The organism is Sulfurimonas sp. (genome assembly GCF_026991475.1).
In the GTDB taxonomy this organism is placed as follows: Bacteria; Campylobacterota; Campylobacteria; order Campylobacterales; family Sulfurimonadaceae; genus Sulfurimonas.
This window is the reverse complement of record NZ_JALXBK010000006.1, coordinates 1-16,226: the sequence shown is the minus strand read 5'-3', so window position 1 is coordinate 16,226 and position 16,226 is coordinate 1. Positions and strand designations below refer to the sequence as shown.

At 33.7% G+C, this 16,226-nt stretch carries 17 protein-coding genes and 1 tRNA gene; 7 read left to right on the top strand and 11 right to left on the bottom strand.

Annotation, left to right across the window (positions count from 1 at the left end):
* Nucleotides 1-22 precede the first annotated feature (22 nt).
* Complete coding sequence (locus MV589_RS00405) at nucleotides 23-349, bottom strand: hypothetical protein (protein WP_297430986.1); 327 nt, start codon at nucleotides 347-349, stop codon at nucleotides 23-25.
* A gap of 163 nt (nucleotides 350-512) precedes the next feature.
* Nucleotides 513-1,553 carry a response regulator gene (locus tag MV589_RS00400; RefSeq protein WP_297430984.1) on the bottom strand — a complete coding sequence of 347 codons (1,041 nt, stop codon included), beginning with the start codon at nucleotides 1,551-1,553 and terminating at the stop codon, nucleotides 513-515.
* Nucleotides 1,554-1,655: 102 nt separating this feature from the next.
* Between MV589_RS00400 and rsmH the strand changes: the two genes are divergently transcribed.
* The 4 genes from rsmH to MV589_RS00380 all read left to right on the top strand — a co-directional run bounded on the left by rsmH (nucleotide 1,656) and on the right by MV589_RS00380 (nucleotide 6,135).
* Nucleotides 1,656-2,579: a 16S rRNA (cytosine(1402)-N(4))-methyltransferase RsmH gene (rsmH, locus tag MV589_RS00395; RefSeq protein WP_297430982.1), complete on the top strand. Its 924-nt coding sequence runs from the start codon at nucleotides 1,656-1,658 to the stop codon at nucleotides 2,577-2,579.
* Nucleotides 2,579-2,857, top strand: coding sequence for a hypothetical protein (locus MV589_RS00390; protein WP_297430980.1), 279 nt, complete (start codon nucleotides 2,579-2,581; stop codon nucleotides 2,855-2,857). The genes rsmH and MV589_RS00390 overlap by 1 nt, the downstream gene beginning before the upstream one ends.
* A 15-nt stretch (nucleotides 2,858-2,872) precedes the next feature.
* Nucleotides 2,873-5,992 (top strand): efflux RND transporter permease subunit, encoded by a 3,120-nt coding sequence (locus MV589_RS00385; protein WP_367271547.1) that lies wholly within the window; start codon nucleotides 2,873-2,875, stop codon nucleotides 5,990-5,992.
* A 66-nt stretch (nucleotides 5,993-6,058) separates the two neighbouring features.
* Nucleotides 6,059-6,135, top strand: a tRNA-Ile gene (locus tag MV589_RS00380).
* Here MV589_RS00380 and MV589_RS00375 read toward each other — a convergent pair.
* Complete coding sequence (locus MV589_RS00375; RefSeq protein ID WP_297430976.1) at nucleotides 6,119-6,556, bottom strand: NUDIX domain-containing protein; 438 nt, start codon at nucleotides 6,554-6,556, stop codon at nucleotides 6,119-6,121. The genes MV589_RS00380 and MV589_RS00375 overlap by 17 nt on opposite strands.
* A gap of 117 nt (nucleotides 6,557-6,673) precedes the next feature.
* Between MV589_RS00375 and galU the strand changes: the two genes are divergently transcribed.
* Nucleotides 6,674-7,507 carry a UTP--glucose-1-phosphate uridylyltransferase GalU gene (gene galU, locus MV589_RS00370; protein ID WP_297430975.1) on the top strand — a complete coding sequence of 278 codons (834 nt, stop codon included), beginning with the start codon at nucleotides 6,674-6,676 and terminating at the stop codon, nucleotides 7,505-7,507.
* A 27-nt stretch (nucleotides 7,508-7,534) separates the two neighbouring features.
* Here the strand turns inward: galU and MV589_RS00365 are convergent, their stop codons facing one another.
* From MV589_RS00365 to MV589_RS00340, 6 genes are read right to left on the bottom strand one after another with little or no spacing between them, the layout of a single operon-like run.
* Nucleotides 7,535-8,203 (bottom strand): HesA/MoeB/ThiF family protein, encoded by a 669-nt coding sequence (locus tag MV589_RS00365; protein ID WP_297430973.1) that lies wholly within the window; start codon nucleotides 8,201-8,203, stop codon nucleotides 7,535-7,537.
* Nucleotides 8,203-9,015 (bottom strand): carbon-nitrogen hydrolase family protein, encoded by an 813-nt coding sequence (locus tag MV589_RS00360; protein ID WP_297430971.1) that lies wholly within the window; start codon nucleotides 9,013-9,015, stop codon nucleotides 8,203-8,205. The genes MV589_RS00365 and MV589_RS00360 overlap by 1 nt, the downstream gene beginning before the upstream one ends.
* On the bottom strand, nucleotides 9,012-9,200 hold the full coding sequence (xseB, locus tag MV589_RS00355) for an exodeoxyribonuclease VII small subunit (protein ID WP_297430969.1): 189 nt from the start codon (nucleotides 9,198-9,200) through the stop codon (nucleotides 9,012-9,014). Before xseB ends, MV589_RS00360 begins: the two co-directional genes overlap by 4 nt.
* A complete protein-coding gene (metX, locus tag MV589_RS00350) occupies nucleotides 9,193-10,299 on the bottom strand; it encodes a homoserine O-acetyltransferase MetX (protein WP_297430967.1) in 1,107 nt (368 codons plus the stop codon). The genes xseB and metX overlap by 8 nt, the downstream gene beginning before the upstream one ends.
* Nucleotides 10,300-10,351: 52 nt before the next feature.
* Nucleotides 10,352-11,617: an O-acetylhomoserine aminocarboxypropyltransferase/cysteine synthase family protein gene (locus MV589_RS00345; protein WP_297430965.1), complete on the bottom strand. Its 1,266-nt coding sequence runs from the start codon at nucleotides 11,615-11,617 to the stop codon at nucleotides 10,352-10,354.
* A gap of 12 nt (nucleotides 11,618-11,629) precedes the next feature.
* Entirely contained in the window at nucleotides 11,630-12,082 is a 453-nt protein-coding gene (locus MV589_RS00340) for a hypothetical protein (protein ID WP_297430963.1), read from the bottom strand.
* An 81-nt stretch (nucleotides 12,083-12,163) separates the two neighbouring features.
* Here MV589_RS00340 and MV589_RS00335 point away from each other — a divergent pair, with 81 nt between their 5' ends.
* Together MV589_RS00335 and MV589_RS00330 are read left to right on the top strand one after the other, a co-directional pair.
* Entirely contained in the window at nucleotides 12,164-12,874 is a 711-nt protein-coding gene (locus MV589_RS00335) for a YebC/PmpR family DNA-binding transcriptional regulator (RefSeq protein WP_297430961.1), read from the top strand.
* A gap of 10 nt (nucleotides 12,875-12,884) precedes the next feature.
* The gene (locus MV589_RS00330; RefSeq protein WP_521966156.1) at nucleotides 12,885-13,301 is read left to right on the top strand and encodes a YigZ family protein; all 417 of its coding nucleotides are present in this window, start codon (nucleotides 12,885-12,887) and stop codon (nucleotides 13,299-13,301) included.
* Nucleotides 13,302-13,424: 123 nt separating this feature from the next.
* Here MV589_RS00330 and MV589_RS00325 read toward each other — a convergent pair whose 3' ends face one another.
* On the bottom strand, nucleotides 13,425-14,672 hold the full coding sequence (locus MV589_RS00325) for a type II secretion system F family protein (protein WP_297430959.1): 1,248 nt from the start codon (nucleotides 14,670-14,672) through the stop codon (nucleotides 13,425-13,427).
* The coding region (locus MV589_RS00320; RefSeq protein WP_297430957.1) for a GspE/PulE family protein at nucleotides 14,669-16,226 on the bottom strand (1,558 nt) is incomplete at its 5' end. The genes MV589_RS00320 and MV589_RS00325, both read right to left, overlap by 4 nt.

Genomic DNA, 16,226 nt, shown 5'->3' with positions numbered 1-16,226 from the left:
TTTATTCAATATATATATTTTTTCAATGTTCATTTTCTTTATGAACTTGATCTTGCATATAATAGACTGCATGTGGAAGTAAAAAAAGTCCAATTGCAGCGACGACTAAAGCTTTTGCAGTAAATTCCCCAACATGCATTAAATTACCCATTAGATATAAACAATATCCTGTGAGTAACCAAAACATGTATGCTAGAACCATAAACCATGGTTTAAGCATTTTTACTTTTACTGCAGTATATATACCTACATAAAATCCTCCAAAAACTAATACAAGTGCAGAAGAGACAAAGATAGGTAAAAAATCACCTAGCGCAATTTCTGGTCTGATTACAGATGGATCTATCATTTGTTCTTCCTTAAATTGAATTTGAATTTAGAATCATGAGTAGTTTATTAAGTTTGGAATTAAATTAACTTGATTTATGTCAAGAATCGTAAAAAAGAGGAGATTTTGATTTTTTTTTATTTAAAAGGTAACATTATGATTAATACATAAGAAAAAATTTATTCTATAAAATGTATTTATTGATGAGTTCAGTAGTCTGTTTTAAACTATTTTTATAAGATTGTAATATTGCAGAGAAGTTTTTGCTTGGTGTTTTTAATGTTGTTTTGGCTTGTAAAACAATATTGTGCAGTCGTTCAGCTCCTAAATTTGCAGAGATACCAATCATATCTAGTAGTAATTGATCGGCTTCTTTAAGTTTATTTTTTTTTATAAGCAGCAGTAAAGTTTCATCAGAAGTACCATAGTTTTCTAAAAATTCTTTTAAAATATCTTTATAAAAATTGACATCCCCTCCACAAATATTTATACCTATTTCTGTATTTAAAAGTTTGGCAGTATCACTGTCTGCTATTGTACTTTTTTGTTTTGGTGTATTTACATTATATGTATATAAAATATCATAAAATGCATCCATTTTAAGAGGTTTTTCAAGTGTTTCACTCATTCCAGCATCTTTCATCTTTTTGACGTCGTCACTTGCTGTATCTCCACTAAGTGCAACTACTACTATATGATTGTATTTTGGATTTTTTCGTATAATTCTTGTTGCTTCAAAACCATCTATATTTGGCATATGTGCATCCATAAGTATAAGTGTGAAATTATTGTCATTCTCTAAAATATTGAGTGCTTCTTGTCCATCATTAGCAAGGACAATCTCTATACCACTAGCACTAAGGAGACCTAATATGACTTTTTGATTGATAATATTGTCTTCTGCTAGGAGAATACGCATCCCATTAAACTTACTAAAGTCCTCTTTTTTGACTTTCCCATGAGGAGGAACTGTCTGTCTTTTAAAATTATAAACTACTACTTCTTCTTCGACTTTCGATGTATGCGTGTCATAGATATCTTTTTCTGTTTCTTTAGTATTTTTTGTATCTTGTTCATATTCATCTGCAACTGTTGGCTTGATATCTAAGAAGGTCTCTCTTTTTTTTGGATGTTTTTTTAATAATAGATAGAGCATAAAAAGGAATAAAAGTATTAGAACAATAATGATTTCTAGTTGGTATTGTGCTAAAAATTTAAGATACATATAAAACCCCTTTTATAGTTTTGCTAAATGATACAGTATAAAAAATTAAACCTAAATCAATTTTGCTGTATAATAACCCTAATATTAACATTAGGGTTGGCTTTGCAAGAAATTCCTCATATTCCAGTTTTGTATAGAGAAGTGGTTGATGCTTTTACTGATTTAGGTGAAGGTATTGTTATTGATTGTACTATGGGGTATGGTGGGCACTCCTCTTTAATTCTTGAAGCAAATCCAAATATCAAACTGATTGCAATAGACCAAGACCAGACAGCGATTGACTTTTCAACAAAGCGTTTGGCTAAATATGGAGATAGAGTAACAATTAAAAAAGGGCGTTTTTCTTCTGTTATAAAAGAGATACTGAGTGAGGTAAACGCAGCAGATATTAAAGGAATATTGGCTGATATTGGCGTCTCTTCATTGCAACTTAACCAAAAAGAGAGGGGCTTTTCTTATGAGAGTGAGACGCTTGATATGCGTATGGATAAAGATGCACCGCTAAGCGCCTCAAATGTTATAAATGAATACTCAAAATCAGAGTTAGAGAAAATTTTGTTAGAGTATGGTGAGCTTCGAAATTATAAAAAAATTGCAGATGTGATTGTGAAAAATCGTCCTTTTCTATCCTCAAAAGCACTCAGTGAAACGCTCAAACCCTATATGCCAAGAGGAAAAAAGATACACCCAGCAACACTTTTGATGCAGGCAATTAGAATAGAAGTAAATAATGAACTCGGTGAGCTTAAAAGTGTACTTAAAAGCATTGAGGAGGCAAAATTGCCTCATGCCAAAGTAGCTATTATCTCTTTTCATTCACTTGAAGACAGAATAGTAAAACAGGAGTTTGCACGATGGGCGAAGTCATGTATTTGTCCTCCTGAAGCGTTTCGTTGTAGTTGTGGGAATGACCATCAGCTTGGTAAAGTGCTTACGAAAAAGCCAATAACGGCGCAAGAAGATGAACTCAAAGAGAATGTAAGAAGCAGAAGCGCGAAGATGCGTCTGTTTCAAATGGACTTATAATGAGTGAAAAAAGAGAACTTTTAGATGAGGTCGAGACTCTCTTTACTCCTAAACGCAGCCTTGATCTTAACTACTTCTTATATGTTTTGCTGACACTTGCTTTTGTTGGAATGTTTGCTTTTCCTAAGATTTATATAACAGAGCAGATTTACTTTAAAAGCAGGGATATTGCAAAATTAAAAGTAGAGTATGATACTCTCAAAGAAGAGCATAAACTCATCAGTGCCTCTGTTGAATCCATAAAATTTAAGAACCAAATTTTAGATACTCTATTTTAAACTCACCAAGGAAAAGTGTTGATTAGAAAATTTATACAGTTTGCTATTGATAAACCCCTGCTAAACCATATACTACTTATATTTATTTTTATGCTCTCAATCTTTGCATATATTAATATTCCAAAAGAGATTTTTCCACCGATGAATATGGATAAAATTACCATTAAAGGTGGCTATGCTGGTACTTCTGCAGATACCTTAGATAAGATGGTTGTACAGAGTATTGAAGATGATTTACAAAATATTGATGCACTTGAAGATACTACTAGCAGTATTAAAAATGGTTCATTTATTATTAGTTCTAAGATTAGAAGTGGTTCAAATAATATTCTAGTATTAAATGATGTAAAAGATGCTATTAGCAATGTGAAAAAAGATTTGCCAGCAGATATGAATGAACCTATTGCAAAAATTAAAACACACTCTTTCCCCCTTGTGCTTATTGCACTCTCTGGTAATGTTACAACAGCAGAGTTACTTAATCGTGCAGATGAGCTAAAGAGTGAACTGAGTAAATTTAAAGATTTGAGTGATATAACCATTCGTGGGGATGCTAAAGAAGAGCTTGATATTAAACTCAACACCGAAAAAATTAAGGCGTATGGTCTTTCTCCCTCGTTAGTAGTTTCACAAATTAGTAAAATAAGCTCTATTTTTCCTATTGGTACGATTAAGCAAAAAGCAGACCACCTCTATATTTCTACATATAATGGAGAAAAAACAAAGGAGGCAATTGCAAATACCATTATAGATGTAGGAGGTAATAAGCTTCAAATAGGTGATATTGCAACCGTTGCATTTAAACTGAGTGATGCTGTAGAACTTTCACACTACAATGGTGTGAGAAATATCTCGATTAATGTAACAAAAAGTAAAAATGGAAATGCTATTGCACTTGTACGAGATATACGCAAGCTGTTAAAAAAGCAAAAATTGAAACATCCAAATTTGAATTATAATATTTATACAGATACCTCTGTATGGATTAAGAATCGTCTTAATGTTGTTTTTTCCAACATAGTATTTGGTTTGGCTCTTGTCTTTTTAGCGATGCTTATTTTCATAAACAGAGGCATTGCGTTTGTTGTGGCTCTTGGTATTCCTGTAAGTTTTATGATAGGTCTTATAGTTACAGAGCTTCTTGGTGATAGTCTAAATATGCTCTCTCTTTTAGGGGCACTTATTGCTCTTGGTATGCTTGTAGATGAGGCAATTGTTGTTGCTGAAAATATTTATAGGCATTTAGAGGAGGGAATGGATAGAAAAGAGGCTGTAATAAATGGTGCAGCAGAGATGTTTCCAGCAGTTCTTGCTGCAACACTTACAACAGTTCTTGCTTTTTTACCAATGCTTTTAATGACTGGTGAGATGGGAATGTTTATAAGAATCATACCAATTATGATTACTGTACTTCTTTTATCATCACTGTTTGAAGCTTTTTACTTTTTACCACTCCATTCGTATGACTTTTTAAAAGTTTCTAAAGAGGGGAGTTTTACAAAACGCTTTTGGGATTGGATGTATATCTCATATAGTCGTGTTTTACACTTTTTCTTTAAACGCAAGGGGCTTTCACTTTTACTCATAGTTGTGAGTATTTTGGCATTTGAATTTGTAATGATAAAAAATGCAAAATTTCAGTTATTTCCTGATTTTGACAATACGCAAATATATGTATATGGAAAAGTCAATATAAACAATGATTTGCAAGATACAGAAAAAATTGTCACAAAAGTTGAAAAAGAGATACTTAAAAATGTTAATAAACAAAATGTATCTTCTGTTACTTCTGTAATTGGCTTTAAAATGGACGCAAAAAATAGAGCAGAACTTGGTGAAAATATGTTTCATATTTTTATTGATTTACATGAGCGTGCTCCTGTTAACTTCTTCGATAAATATATAAGTCCCTATCTCTCTCTTGAATATAATGCAAAAGTGCGCTCAAGAGAAGTTGATGCGAAAGTTATAGCTAAGAGATTGCAAAAAGTTCTTAAAAATCTCAAAAATAAGAAACTAAAAGATGGTGAAAATCTTTTTGAAGAGTTTGTGGTAAAAGTACCTGGTGCTGGTATTATCGCTCATGATATTGAGATTGGACTGAGTGCAAAAGATGGGACAAAGGTAGTTCCTTATCTCAAAACATTAGAGAGTAAATTAGCTGCTATTAAAGGTGTACATAATGTATCTGATGATGCAACGCTTGGAGAAAAAGAGCTAAAACTGAGAGTCAATGCCTATGGGCAGGAACTTGGCTTTGATGAGCAGATAATTTCCAATGATTTACGAGCATATTATTTAAAGGGTGAGTATGGAAAACTCTTTAATGCACAAGGACTTGTGCGTATTCGCATAGAGAGTGGTTTAGATAAACAAATTCATTCCATACAAAATGTAGAGCTGCAGGTTCCCTCATCGGGTCAATATGTAGCATTAAAAGATATTTGTGACTATACTTATCTTCAAAGTTATGTGACCATTAAAAAAGAGGATGGAAAAAGAGTTCGTAGTCTTTATGCTTCTATTGATAAAAAAATTATTACTTCATCTGAAGTGATGAATAAAGTTCGTCCATATCTAAATGAGCTAAAAGCAAAAGGAATTTCTGTAAATATAAAAGGTGAAGAGAAGGAGAACAATAAAAATAAAAGAGAGATGATGCAGTCAGGACTAATTGCTATTTTCTTGATCTTTATTACACTTGTTTGGCTTTTTGATTCTATTAAAAAATCTCTTATTGTTATTAGTACCATTCCATTAGTGTTGCTGGGTGTTTATGTTGGGCATTGGTTAATGGGTTTAAATCTTACAATGCCAGGACTTATAGGAATTGTAGGACTTGCCGGGGTTGTTGTAAATGATGGACTTATTATGGTTGATTTTATTAAGAAGGCAAAGGATACAGAGGAGTTGATGCGTCGTGCTAAAACAAGGTTAAGACCAATACTTCTTACATCTTTAACAACTGTTTTAGGCTTGCTTACACTTATCTTTTTTGCTTCAGGACAGGCAAAAATTTTACAGCCAATGGCAGTCTCTTTAGGATATGGTATAGCATGGGCAACAGTACTTAACCTTATTTATATTCCACTTCTTTATGCTGTAGTATATAAGATTAAAGCACCAAAAGATTGAGTTTAACAATATAAGCGTTTTGTAAGGATGCACCTTGTATAATTCCGACCTACCAACAACTGGTGAGGGTTCTTAGCTCAGTTGGTTAGAGCTCTCGGCTCATAACCGAGCGGTCGAGTGTTCGAGTCACTCAGAACCCACCACTTTTTTATATTTCAAATAATCACTTACAATCTTACTATGATCAAAAACAAGTTTATCTATTTTTATGTTGTCTAGTGTAACTATTTTTGCCTCTTTTGCATCATCTGCACCTATTGGATTTCCATAAGCTTTACAAACATATACAGCAGAGGCGGTATGAAATCTTGGATCTCTTTTTGGATCAGAATATATGCCTAAAAGGTACTTTATTGTTACATCTAAAGTTATCTCTTCTCGCATCTCTCTGTGGAGTGCATCTTCAACAGATTCGCCTACATCGACAAAACCTCCTGGTAGTGCTAGCCCTAAGGGTTCATTTTTTCTTTGTATGAAAACTATTCCTTGGAACTCATCTTGATTGTTGTATATTTCTACAATTCCATCTGTTGTAAGATAGGGTGTTTTTGGTATAAAGGGCATTGTTCTTCCTTTTGAATATTATGAGGTGATTTTATCTATTCATAACTTTATAAATGCTATTATTAGCAAAATTTTCCAACATAAATTATTGGTTTTTAATATTAAAGGATACATAGAATGATAAAAAGATGTTTATTCCCAGCTGCTGGATATGGTACGAGATTTTTACCAGCTACAAAAGCGATGCCGAAAGAGATGCTACCAATTTTAACAAAACCACTTATTCAATATGGTGTAGAAGAGGCCCATGAAGCTGGATGTAATATCATGGCAACTATTACAGGACGAGGAAAGCGTGCTATTACAGATCATTTTGACCTAAGTTATGAACTTGAACATCAAATAAAAGGAACTTCAAAAGAGAGCCTTTTAACAGAAATACGTGCTCTAATCAATACATGTACTTTTACTTATACACGCCAAAATGAGATGAAAGGTCTTGGTGATGCTATTTATAAAGGGAAAGTACTAGTGGGCGATAGCGCTCCTTTTGCTGTAATTCTTGCAGATGATTTATGTGTCAATCCTGATGGAGATGGTGTTTTAAAGCAGATGGTAAAATTATATGAGAAGTATAAATGTTCTATTGTTGCTATTATGGAAGTACCAAAAGACAAAGTAAGCAGCTACGGTGTTATCTCTGGGAAGGAGATAGAAAAAGGTATTTTTATGATTGATAATATGGTTGAAAAACCAGATGCTGATAAAGCACCATCAAATCTTGCTATTATTGGGCGTTACATTCTTACTCCTGATATTTTTGAAATTATTAAAAATACAAAACCGGGTAAAGCTGGAGAGATTCAGATTACTGACGCTTTAATGACTCAGGCTAAAAAAGGTATGGTTCTAGGATATAAATTTAAAGGAAAACGTTTTGACTGTGGTTCTTTAGATGGATTTGTAGAGGCTACAAACTACTTTTATAACAATATGGAAAAGAAAAAATAAAACTTTTCCATTTTATAAATGATAACCCTATTTTGGAAGTCCAAATTTTTGGGTTATCAACTCTCCCTCTTCATTAAAAAATAGATAGTAAAGATAATCTTTTTTAACACTTAATCCTGCTAAATATCTCAGTGCTAAATTTGCTTGTAATGATGCAATATGCATAACAATTGGTGCTGCAATGCCAGCAGGTGTTTTTTTCACAATTTTAAAAGCATCATTAAATGAAGATTCATCTATAAAACAGACTTGTCCATGAAAAGCTTCTACACTCCCATAGACCCAAGGAGTCTTTACCTCTTTTGCATAGCTGTTTATATCTCCTCGTGTTGGAAGATTGTCTGTAGCGTCTATTATAAGGTCAACTGCTATACCTTTTTCACTCCATGTTTTAAAATCACAATTGTGTGCCACTGCATTTGTAAAAGTGGAACGATCGGAAATTATTTGTGCATTTATTACAGCTTTGTTTTTCCCCTCATCGCCCAACTTAAAGGCAATTTGTCTATGAATATTGTGAAGGCTGACTTCATCAAAGTCTATAATGTGAATTTCACCGATACCAACTGCACCTAGAGCAAAAGCAAGAGATGAACCAAGCCCACCAGCTCCAACAATGGCAATTGTTTTACTTTGAAGACTCTTTTGTGTCTCTTCTCCCCATAATTGAACCTGTCGATGAAAATATTGAATCATTACTTATATCCTTCATTTTTTATCGTTCGTTTATTAATTGCCTCTTTAAAACCCCAAGAACGTCTTGCTTGAACCACTTCTGTATGACTCATTTCAACTATCATCAACTCTTCTTGGTTTCCTAAATGGTTGAGTATTTCTGCGTTTGGAGATATTAAAAAAGAGTCACCATAAAATTTCCAAGTAACTTCTTTATCTTGGTATTCCCCAATTCTATTTGCTCGTAGTATATAACAGCTATGAGTAAAGGCTCTAGTGAGTGCAATCGCTTTCCATCTCTCATAAGAATCAAAAGTAGAAACACTTGGTACAAGAATAGCATCAATATTTTTCTCTTTAAGTTTAGCAAAAAAATCATCAAAATGGAGTTCAAATCCACTTAAAATAGCAAATTTAAATCCATCAATTTTAAAAACTAAAGGAGATTCAAGCTCTTTCACTGCGTTTGAGAAGAATTTTTCTTCATTCCAGTGGGCATAGTTTATAAGTATCTGTTGCTGGTAATAGGATGTTGATGCTGGTGCAAACTTGGCAACGGTCTTATAAATGTTTCCTTTTTTTACTATGATAAGCGGAGCAACAATTGTAAGCTGGTATGTTGATGCAAGCTCTTTTAAGATTTTTATTTGGTGGAGTGCCTGCTCTTTTATCATAGAAGGTGACATATTTTCTAGCTCTTTAAAAAATGGATTGAGTACATACTCACCAAGTAAAATGAGTTTGACATTTTTTTTATGGGCAACTCTAATATAGTTATATAGTTTAGTAGAGCTCATTCCTTGAGAGTTGAGCTGAAGTACGGCTGCTATCATTGTCCTGTTTTTATCTTTTGAATTTTAATTTGTGCATCTTCAAGAATTTTTTGTGCTTGTGTTAATTCACTCATTCCTTTTTCATATGCTTTTACACTATTTTCAAGTGTAATTTCTGGGTCCATTAGTGTCTCTAAAATTGTTTTTGCATTTTGCAATTTCGTTTCAAACTTCTCTTTAGCCATTGAGTGCATCCTTTACATAGTTGTCAAATTTTTCTAGTTCTACAAGAAAGGCATCATGCCCATAGTCACTATCTATATCTATATAACTATAGTTTTTATTTCCAGTTTTTTCAAGTTCATCAGCTATCTCTTGCATTTCAAAATTTTTAAACAAAAGATCATTTTTAAAGCTAATAAGGTGTAAATCAGCATTGATGCGTTTGAGAGACTCTGCTAGTGAATCAAACCCTCGTGCAAGGTCATAAATGTTGATGGCTTTTGTAATGTATAGGTAGGCTAATGGATCAAACCATTTTGTAAAGTTATAACCATTATATTCAAGGTATGACTCGACTTGAAATTTTCCAAAAAGTTCATATAATCCATCTGTTAGTTTATAGTCCCGTCCAAATTTTTTACGCATAGATTCATGGGATAAAAAGCTAATATGTCCTGCCATTCGACCAACTGCCATACCTGAGAGACCTTGCTCTTTTAAAATATCTGGGTCATAGTAACCCTGTTTAAAATCTGGGTCATTGAGTATGGACTCTTGTGCAACCTTGTTAAATGCAATAGCCCATGGTTGTGTGGCATGTGTTGTTGCTAGGGCTATGATTTTATTTGCAAAGTTTGGATAATGTACCGCAAACTGGAGTGCTTGCATACCGCCCATTGAGCCACCAACAATGGCATACACACGGTGAATATCAAGTCTGTCAAAAAGAATCCGTTGTGCTTTTACCATATCTTTGACAGTTACAACAGGAAATTTATAACGGTATGGTTCATGATGTGGATGCTGCATACTCATCGGACCAGTTGAACCAAAACAACTTCCTATTACATTAGAGCAAATTACAAAGTATTTGTCTGTATCTATGGCTTTTTTAGAACCTATTAGTCCATCCCACCAGCCAGCTTTTGTTTCATCTTCATAAACTCCTGCAGCATGATGAGAGCCCGTAAGTGCATGACAAACTACAACAACATTACTTTTGTCATCATTGAGTGTGCCATAGGTCTCATATGTTATGTCATAAGGCTCTAAAATACGACCGCTCTCTAGGTAAAGAGGGTTTGTAAAATGTTCTGTATATGTTTGTAGGTTTAAAGACAAGTGTGCAAAGCTCCAAAAAATATTAACAACATTTTAGCAAAAATCTCTTGTATTAGGCTTCAAGTGCTTGTTTTAAGTCTTCGATTAAATCTTTTGCACTCTCTAAACCACATGAAATACGAATAAGTCCTTCAGGAACACCACATGCAACTAACTCCTCATGAGAGAGTTGTTGGTGTGTTGTAGATGCTGGATGCGTGATTATAGATTTAGAATCTCCAATGTTGACTACAAGAGAGTAGAGTTTTGTTGCGTTTACAATCTTTTTTGCCTCTTGCAAATTTGCAACTTCAAAGCTTAGTAATCCACTACATAAATCATCTGTAAAATATTTCTGTGCATTTTTAAAGTTTTTATTGCTTTTTAGCCCAGGATAATTTACTTTTTTTACCTTTGGATGAGACTCTAAAAACTCTGCAAGCATAAGTGCATTTCTTGAGTGTTCTTTCATTCTTAGTGAAAGTGTTTCCATCCCTTGAATAAAGAGCCAAGAGTTAAAAGGTGATACAACCGCACCTAAATCGCGAAGCAGAGAGAGTCGTCCTCTTAGGGTAAACGGTGGTAATTCTGTATCTGTGTAAACAAGTCCATGGTATGAAGCATCTGGTGTGTTGAAGTGCTCATAACGAGGATTTCCTTTTAGTTTTTCTATAAGATTTTTTCTCTCTACGATGATGCCACCAATGGCTAAACCTTGACCTGTGGTGTATTTACTAGCACTATGCACTGTAATATCTGCTCCAAATTCAAATGGACGGCATAAAATAGGAGTGGCTACAGTATTGTCAACTATTGTCAATATGTTATGCTTATTTGCTATTTTTGTAATTGCCTCAATATCTGCAACATCAATACTTGGATTTGTTAAAGACTCAAAAAATATAACTTTTGTCTTTTCATCTACTAAATTTTCAATCTCTTTTGGATTATGCACATTAAAAAATCTTGCTTCTATACCAAAACGCTTAAGTGTATGCGCGCTCAGTGTAAGGCTTCCACCATAAAGTTGCTGTGCACAGACAATATTGTCCCCAGCTTCTGCTGCGTTTACTATTGCAAAAAAGATAGCACTCATACCACTTGCAGTAGCAAGAGCAGCTTCTCCTCCTTCAAGCGTGGTAAACCTTTTTTCAAAAACATCTGTTGTTGGGTTGTTGAGTCTTGTGTAGATGTTGCCAAGCTCTTTGAGTGCAAAAAGGTCTGCTGCATGTTCCATATCACGAAACTCGTATGCTGTTGTTTGATAAATTGGTACAGCCATAGTACCCTGTGAGTCTTTTTCATATCCTGCATGTAGTGCTAAAGTTTGTAAATCCATAATATAATTGCCTTATCTGTTTGTTTTATTGAGTGTTTCATTTTTGAGTGTTTCTAAAAATTCTAAGATACTGTTTTGGTACGCTAGTGTATCTTCATCGTATGTTAAATTTAAAAATTCTTTGAGTGAATTTATATCTATTTTTTTTGCATATCTTGGAGCAACTTTTAAATCACTTTGAATACTTTGAATTAAAGAATCAATGCCAAGTCCATTGTTATCTCTTACTTTTTGCACAAGTTCTTTTGTTGAGAGTAGTAAAAGGTTTGCACGGTCTTTATCGTTTTTATAAATTGTACTACCATGTTGTTTTACAATAATAAAATTGTCAACTGTTGCTTTTTCATTTGCTGCTATAAGAAGGGAATAAATCTTCGCTCTAAAAGTTAAAGAACCATGATGATGGACAAATATCTCTCTAAAAGCATTATAAAAGTAATGTTTCATTCTAAATCCAAGTTTCATTGAAATTCCTTAGGTGATATTATACATCTAAATGGTATAATTGCAAAAATAAATTTTAATCAAAACAGAAGGAATATTTTTATGGGTAGAGCGTTTGAATATAGAAAAGCTTCAAAATTAAAAAGATGGGGTGCAATGTCAAAGTTGTTTCCAAAACTCGGTAAAGTAATTACTATGGCAGCAAAAGAGGGTGGAACAGATCCTGATATGAATGCAAAGCTTAGAACTGCTATTTTAAATGCAAAAGCTGAAAATATGCCTAAAGATAATATTGAAGCAGCTATTAAACGAGCTACTGCAAAAGATTTGTCGGATGTAAAAGAGGTAAATTTTGAAGGAAAAGCTCCTCATGGTGTCCTTCTATTTATCGAATGTGCTACAGATAACAATACAAGAACTGTTGCAAATGTAAAAAGTACGCTCAATAAAAATGGCGGAGAGATGCTTACAAATGGCTCGTTAGAGTTTATGTTCTCTCGTAAAGCTCTTTTTGAATTTGCACAAAAAGATGATATGGATTTAGAAGAACTTGAGCTTGAGTTGATTGATGCTGGACTTGAAGAGATAGAAGCAGAAGAGGGCGTTGTTCTTGTAACTGCAGACTATACAAGTTTTGGAACAATGCACGAAGCACTTGAAAATATGGGCATCGAAATTACAAAAGCGACATTAGAGCGAATAGCAAATACACCAATAGAAATCTCTGAAGAAGAACATGCCGATGTCGATAAGATTTTAGAGAGATTGGAAGATGATGAGGATGTACAAAAAGTATATACAAACTTAGCATAACACTCTTCGTATGAATTTTATAAAAGAGGAGTTTGTTACAACTCTTGAGGTGAAGCAATCAAAGTTTATTGCTCACCTCATTCCTTTCTCACAATATCAATCAAAATTAATAGTATTAAAAAAAGAACATCCAAAAGCACGGCACTTTGTTGTTGCTTATAGATATTTGAATGAGTATGAGCAGGTAGTGGAATACTCAAGTGATGATGGTGAACCTAGTGGAACTTCTGGTAAACCATCTCTTATGGTTTTGCAAGGTCAAGGGCTTATAAACGCAGCTGTTATTGTTGTAAGATATTTTGGTGGCACAAAACTTGGTACGGGAGGGCTTGTCCGTGCATATAGTGATACTCTAAACGCAGTAGTTGCATCGGCAGAGCTTTTTGAGTATAAAAAAGAAGTAATGCTAGAAATTGTCTTTGACTAGAGTGCTGTGAGGTTGGTAGAGTATGAGTGTGAAAAACTTGCAATTAATATTGTTGAAAAAATATTTGATTTGCAAGTACAGTATATATTAAAAGCACCCAAGGAAAACTTGGATAAGCTTTGTTTATTGTCTTCCTTGAACAGCATTTCCCATATCCCACATAGGTAAGAAAATACCAAGTGCAAGTAGAAGAACCATAGACGCAATTATAAGCAACATAATCGGTTCAATAGCTTCGCTAAGACCATCAATAATTGCATCAAAACGCATTTTATAGTATTCTGCAACTTTTTTTATCATGCTATCTAGTGTACCACTATCTTCACCGGCACGAACCATTTGGATAATCATATTTTCAAAAAGACCAGTCTCTTCAAGACCTTTATTGAGTGTACCACCTTTTTCAACTGTAAATCGTACGGACTGTAGTTTTTTCTTTAGTGGCAGATTATCTATCATTTCTATTGAAGTATCTAGTGCCTCTGCAATAGGTATACCAGCACGGATAAGTTCTGAAAAAACAAGGGTAAATCTACTAAGTGTAGCAAACTTGATAATATTTTTAATAAGATAGACTTTGAGTAAAAATTTATGCCAACCATATCTAAATTGCTGATTATTATTAATAGCATAGTTGAACATAACATAGAAAATAAATAAAAAAGCCAAAACATAAGGTCCAAAGTTATTAAAAATATATTCTAGTTTTAAAAGAATAAGTGTCGGCAATGGAAGATGCGCATGTAGTTGTTCAAAAATTGCCTTAAATTGGGGAACAACATAAGAGATAAGAATTGTAAATGCAATAGCCATAGCAATCATAACATTACGAGGGTATGCCATTGCCTTTTTAAATTTAACAACATTTGCACGAATCTCTTCAAGCATATTTGCGAGTGAGTAGAGTGATTCATCTAAATTACCTGTTTTTTCACCAAGTTGTACCATAGCAATAGTAAGATTTCCTAGCTCAAATCTAAAATTTTCCATTGCTGATGAGAGTGAATGACCGGAGTTAATATCGTCTGCTATTTTTGAAAAAACTGTTTTAAGTGTTTCATCATTTGTTGCGTTTGCAATTTCATGTAGAGAATCGTGAATAGAGATACCTGCATTTGTCATAACAGCAAGTTGTCTGATAGAAGCAATTAGAGAATCTTGCTTGATTTTTTTCTTTTTAATATTTGAGAGAAGATTTGTCTTAAACCTTTTTAACTGTGCTTCAAGAGGTTCTTGTCCCTCTGTAACTTTAATAATAATACCAGTATATTTTAGTTTTGCAAATTTATTTGCCTCTTTCCTATCTTCAGCATATAAGCCAAATTCCTCTTTTTTCCCTTTAGTTAAAACAGTTGCTATAAAGTATTTCATCCTTTTGCCACCTTTAAAACTTCTTCAATACTTGTTATGCCATCAATGGCTTTTTGTAATCCATTATGATAAATTGGGATAAATCCCTCTTTTTTTGCTTGAGCTAAGAGCTGTTCTTTTGCAGCACCTTTGGCTATAAGTGAAGAGAGTTCTTCTGAAATATTTAATACTTCACAAATCATTTCTCTTCCCATATATCCGGTGCCGCCACACTCTTTACACCCTTTGCCTTTGTAAAAAATTGTACCTTCTGGCACGGAACCTTGTATCTCTTCAAGAACAGAAGAAGAGAGTTCATCTTCCACTTTACAATGCACACATATTTTTCTTACGAGTCTTTGTGCCTGAATTGCCACTAATGCTCCACTGATAAGGTAATGCTCAATTCCCATATCTGCCATACGAGGAATAGCACTAATAGAGTCATTTGTATGTAGGGTGGAAATAACCATGTGTCCGGTAAGTGCTGCTTTAATTGCAATTTCTAAAGTTTCCTGATCACGAATCTCACCAATCATTATTTTATCTGGATCTTGACGTAAAATAGAACGTAGTGCATCTGCAAAACTAAGTCCAACTTTTGCATTAACTTGTACCTGTTGGATTAGATTCATTCTATACTCAACAGGGTCTTCAACGGTAATAACTTTATCTTCAACATTTCTCAGTTCATTGAGTGCGCCATAAAGTGTAGTCGTTTTACCACTACCTGTTGGACCGGTCACGAGTATAATTCCATAAGGAGATTCTAGACCTTTGAGTAGTTTATGATAACTCACGCTATCCATTCCCGCATCTTCAAGTCGTACAAGTGCTTTTTGTTTATCCAAAACACGCATAACGATTGACTCACCATAAAGAATAGGTAAGGTCGAGATACGAAAATCAAACTCACGGGCACCAACTGCTGTAGAAAAACGCCCATCCTGTGGTTTTCGTTTTTCAGCAATATCAAGATTTGCTAAAAGTTTTAAACGAGACGCTAATGGAGGATAAATATCTTTTTCAAAGATAAACATTTCGGTAAGTTTACCATCAATACGTCCTCGCACTACACAGTTTTTTTCAGTTGGTTCTACATGTATATCACTTGCACGACCATTAATACATGTTTTTAAAACAACATCAATAAGTAAAAGAACTGAAGAAGCCTCTTGCTGCTCTTCGATTGAACTTATGGAGTTTAGTTCATCTCGTATTTTTCCTATTAAACCTTTTACGCTGTCTTTTAACTCAATTTTATAAAGATATGTTTCAATTTGTTTTTTTGTTGCCAACGCAATTTTAAGAATTTTTCTTGGAAAAAGTCTTTGTATCGCTTCTTGGGCATCAATATTTAAGGGATCATTAAACGCAACAGTTATACTCATGTCATCTTGAGAGATTGGAATAGCATTGTGCTTTTGAAGTTGTGCAAGAGGTACTAGGCTTGTTAAATTGTAATCCATATCAATGGAATCTAAATCAACAAACATAAGGTTAAGCTCTTGAGCTAATTTTTCTAAAACTATTTTTTCTTGGATATAGTCATAGTTATCTATGATTGAGAGGTTA

What these genes read in the sequence shown, in the direction of transcription:
- MV589_RS00405 (WP_297430986.1), bottom strand. Translation starts at nt 349, where the DNA reads ATGATAGATCCATCTGTAATCAGACCAGAAATTGCGCTAGGTGATTTT.
- MV589_RS00400 (WP_297430984.1), bottom strand. Translation starts at nt 1,553, where the DNA reads ATGTATCTTAAATTTTTAGCACAATACCAACTAGAAATCATTATTGTT.
- MV589_RS00390 (WP_297430980.1), top strand. Translation starts at nt 2,579, where the DNA reads ATGAGTGAAAAAAGAGAACTTTTAGATGAGGTCGAGACTCTCTTTACT.
- MV589_RS00375 (WP_297430976.1), bottom strand. Translation starts at nt 6,556, where the DNA reads ATGCCCTTTATACCAAAAACACCCTATCTTACAACAGATGGAATTGTA.
- galU (WP_297430975.1), top strand. Translation starts at nt 6,674, where the DNA reads ATGATAAAAAGATGTTTATTCCCAGCTGCTGGATATGGTACGAGATTT.
- MV589_RS00365 (WP_297430973.1), bottom strand. Translation starts at nt 8,203, where the DNA reads ATGATTCAATATTTTCATCGACAGGTTCAATTATGGGGAGAAGAGACA.
- MV589_RS00360 (WP_297430971.1), bottom strand. Translation starts at nt 9,015, where the DNA reads ATGATAGCAGCCGTACTTCAGCTCAACTCTCAAGGAATGAGCTCTACT.
- xseB (WP_297430969.1), bottom strand. Translation starts at nt 9,200, where the DNA reads ATGGCTAAAGAGAAGTTTGAAACGAAATTGCAAAATGCAAAAACAATT.
- MV589_RS00345 (WP_297430965.1), bottom strand. Translation starts at nt 11,617, where the DNA reads ATGGATTTACAAACTTTAGCACTACATGCAGGATATGAAAAAGACTCA.
- MV589_RS00340 (WP_297430963.1), bottom strand. Translation starts at nt 12,082, where the DNA reads ATGAAACTTGGATTTAGAATGAAACATTACTTTTATAATGCTTTTAGA.
- MV589_RS00335 (WP_297430961.1), top strand. Translation starts at nt 12,164, where the DNA reads ATGGGTAGAGCGTTTGAATATAGAAAAGCTTCAAAATTAAAAAGATGG.
- MV589_RS00330 (WP_521966156.1), top strand. Translation starts at nt 12,885, where the DNA reads ATGAATTTTATAAAAGAGGAGTTTGTTACAACTCTTGAGGTGAAGCAA.
- MV589_RS00325 (WP_297430959.1), bottom strand. Translation starts at nt 14,672, where the DNA reads ATGAAATACTTTATAGCAACTGTTTTAACTAAAGGGAAAAAAGAGGAA.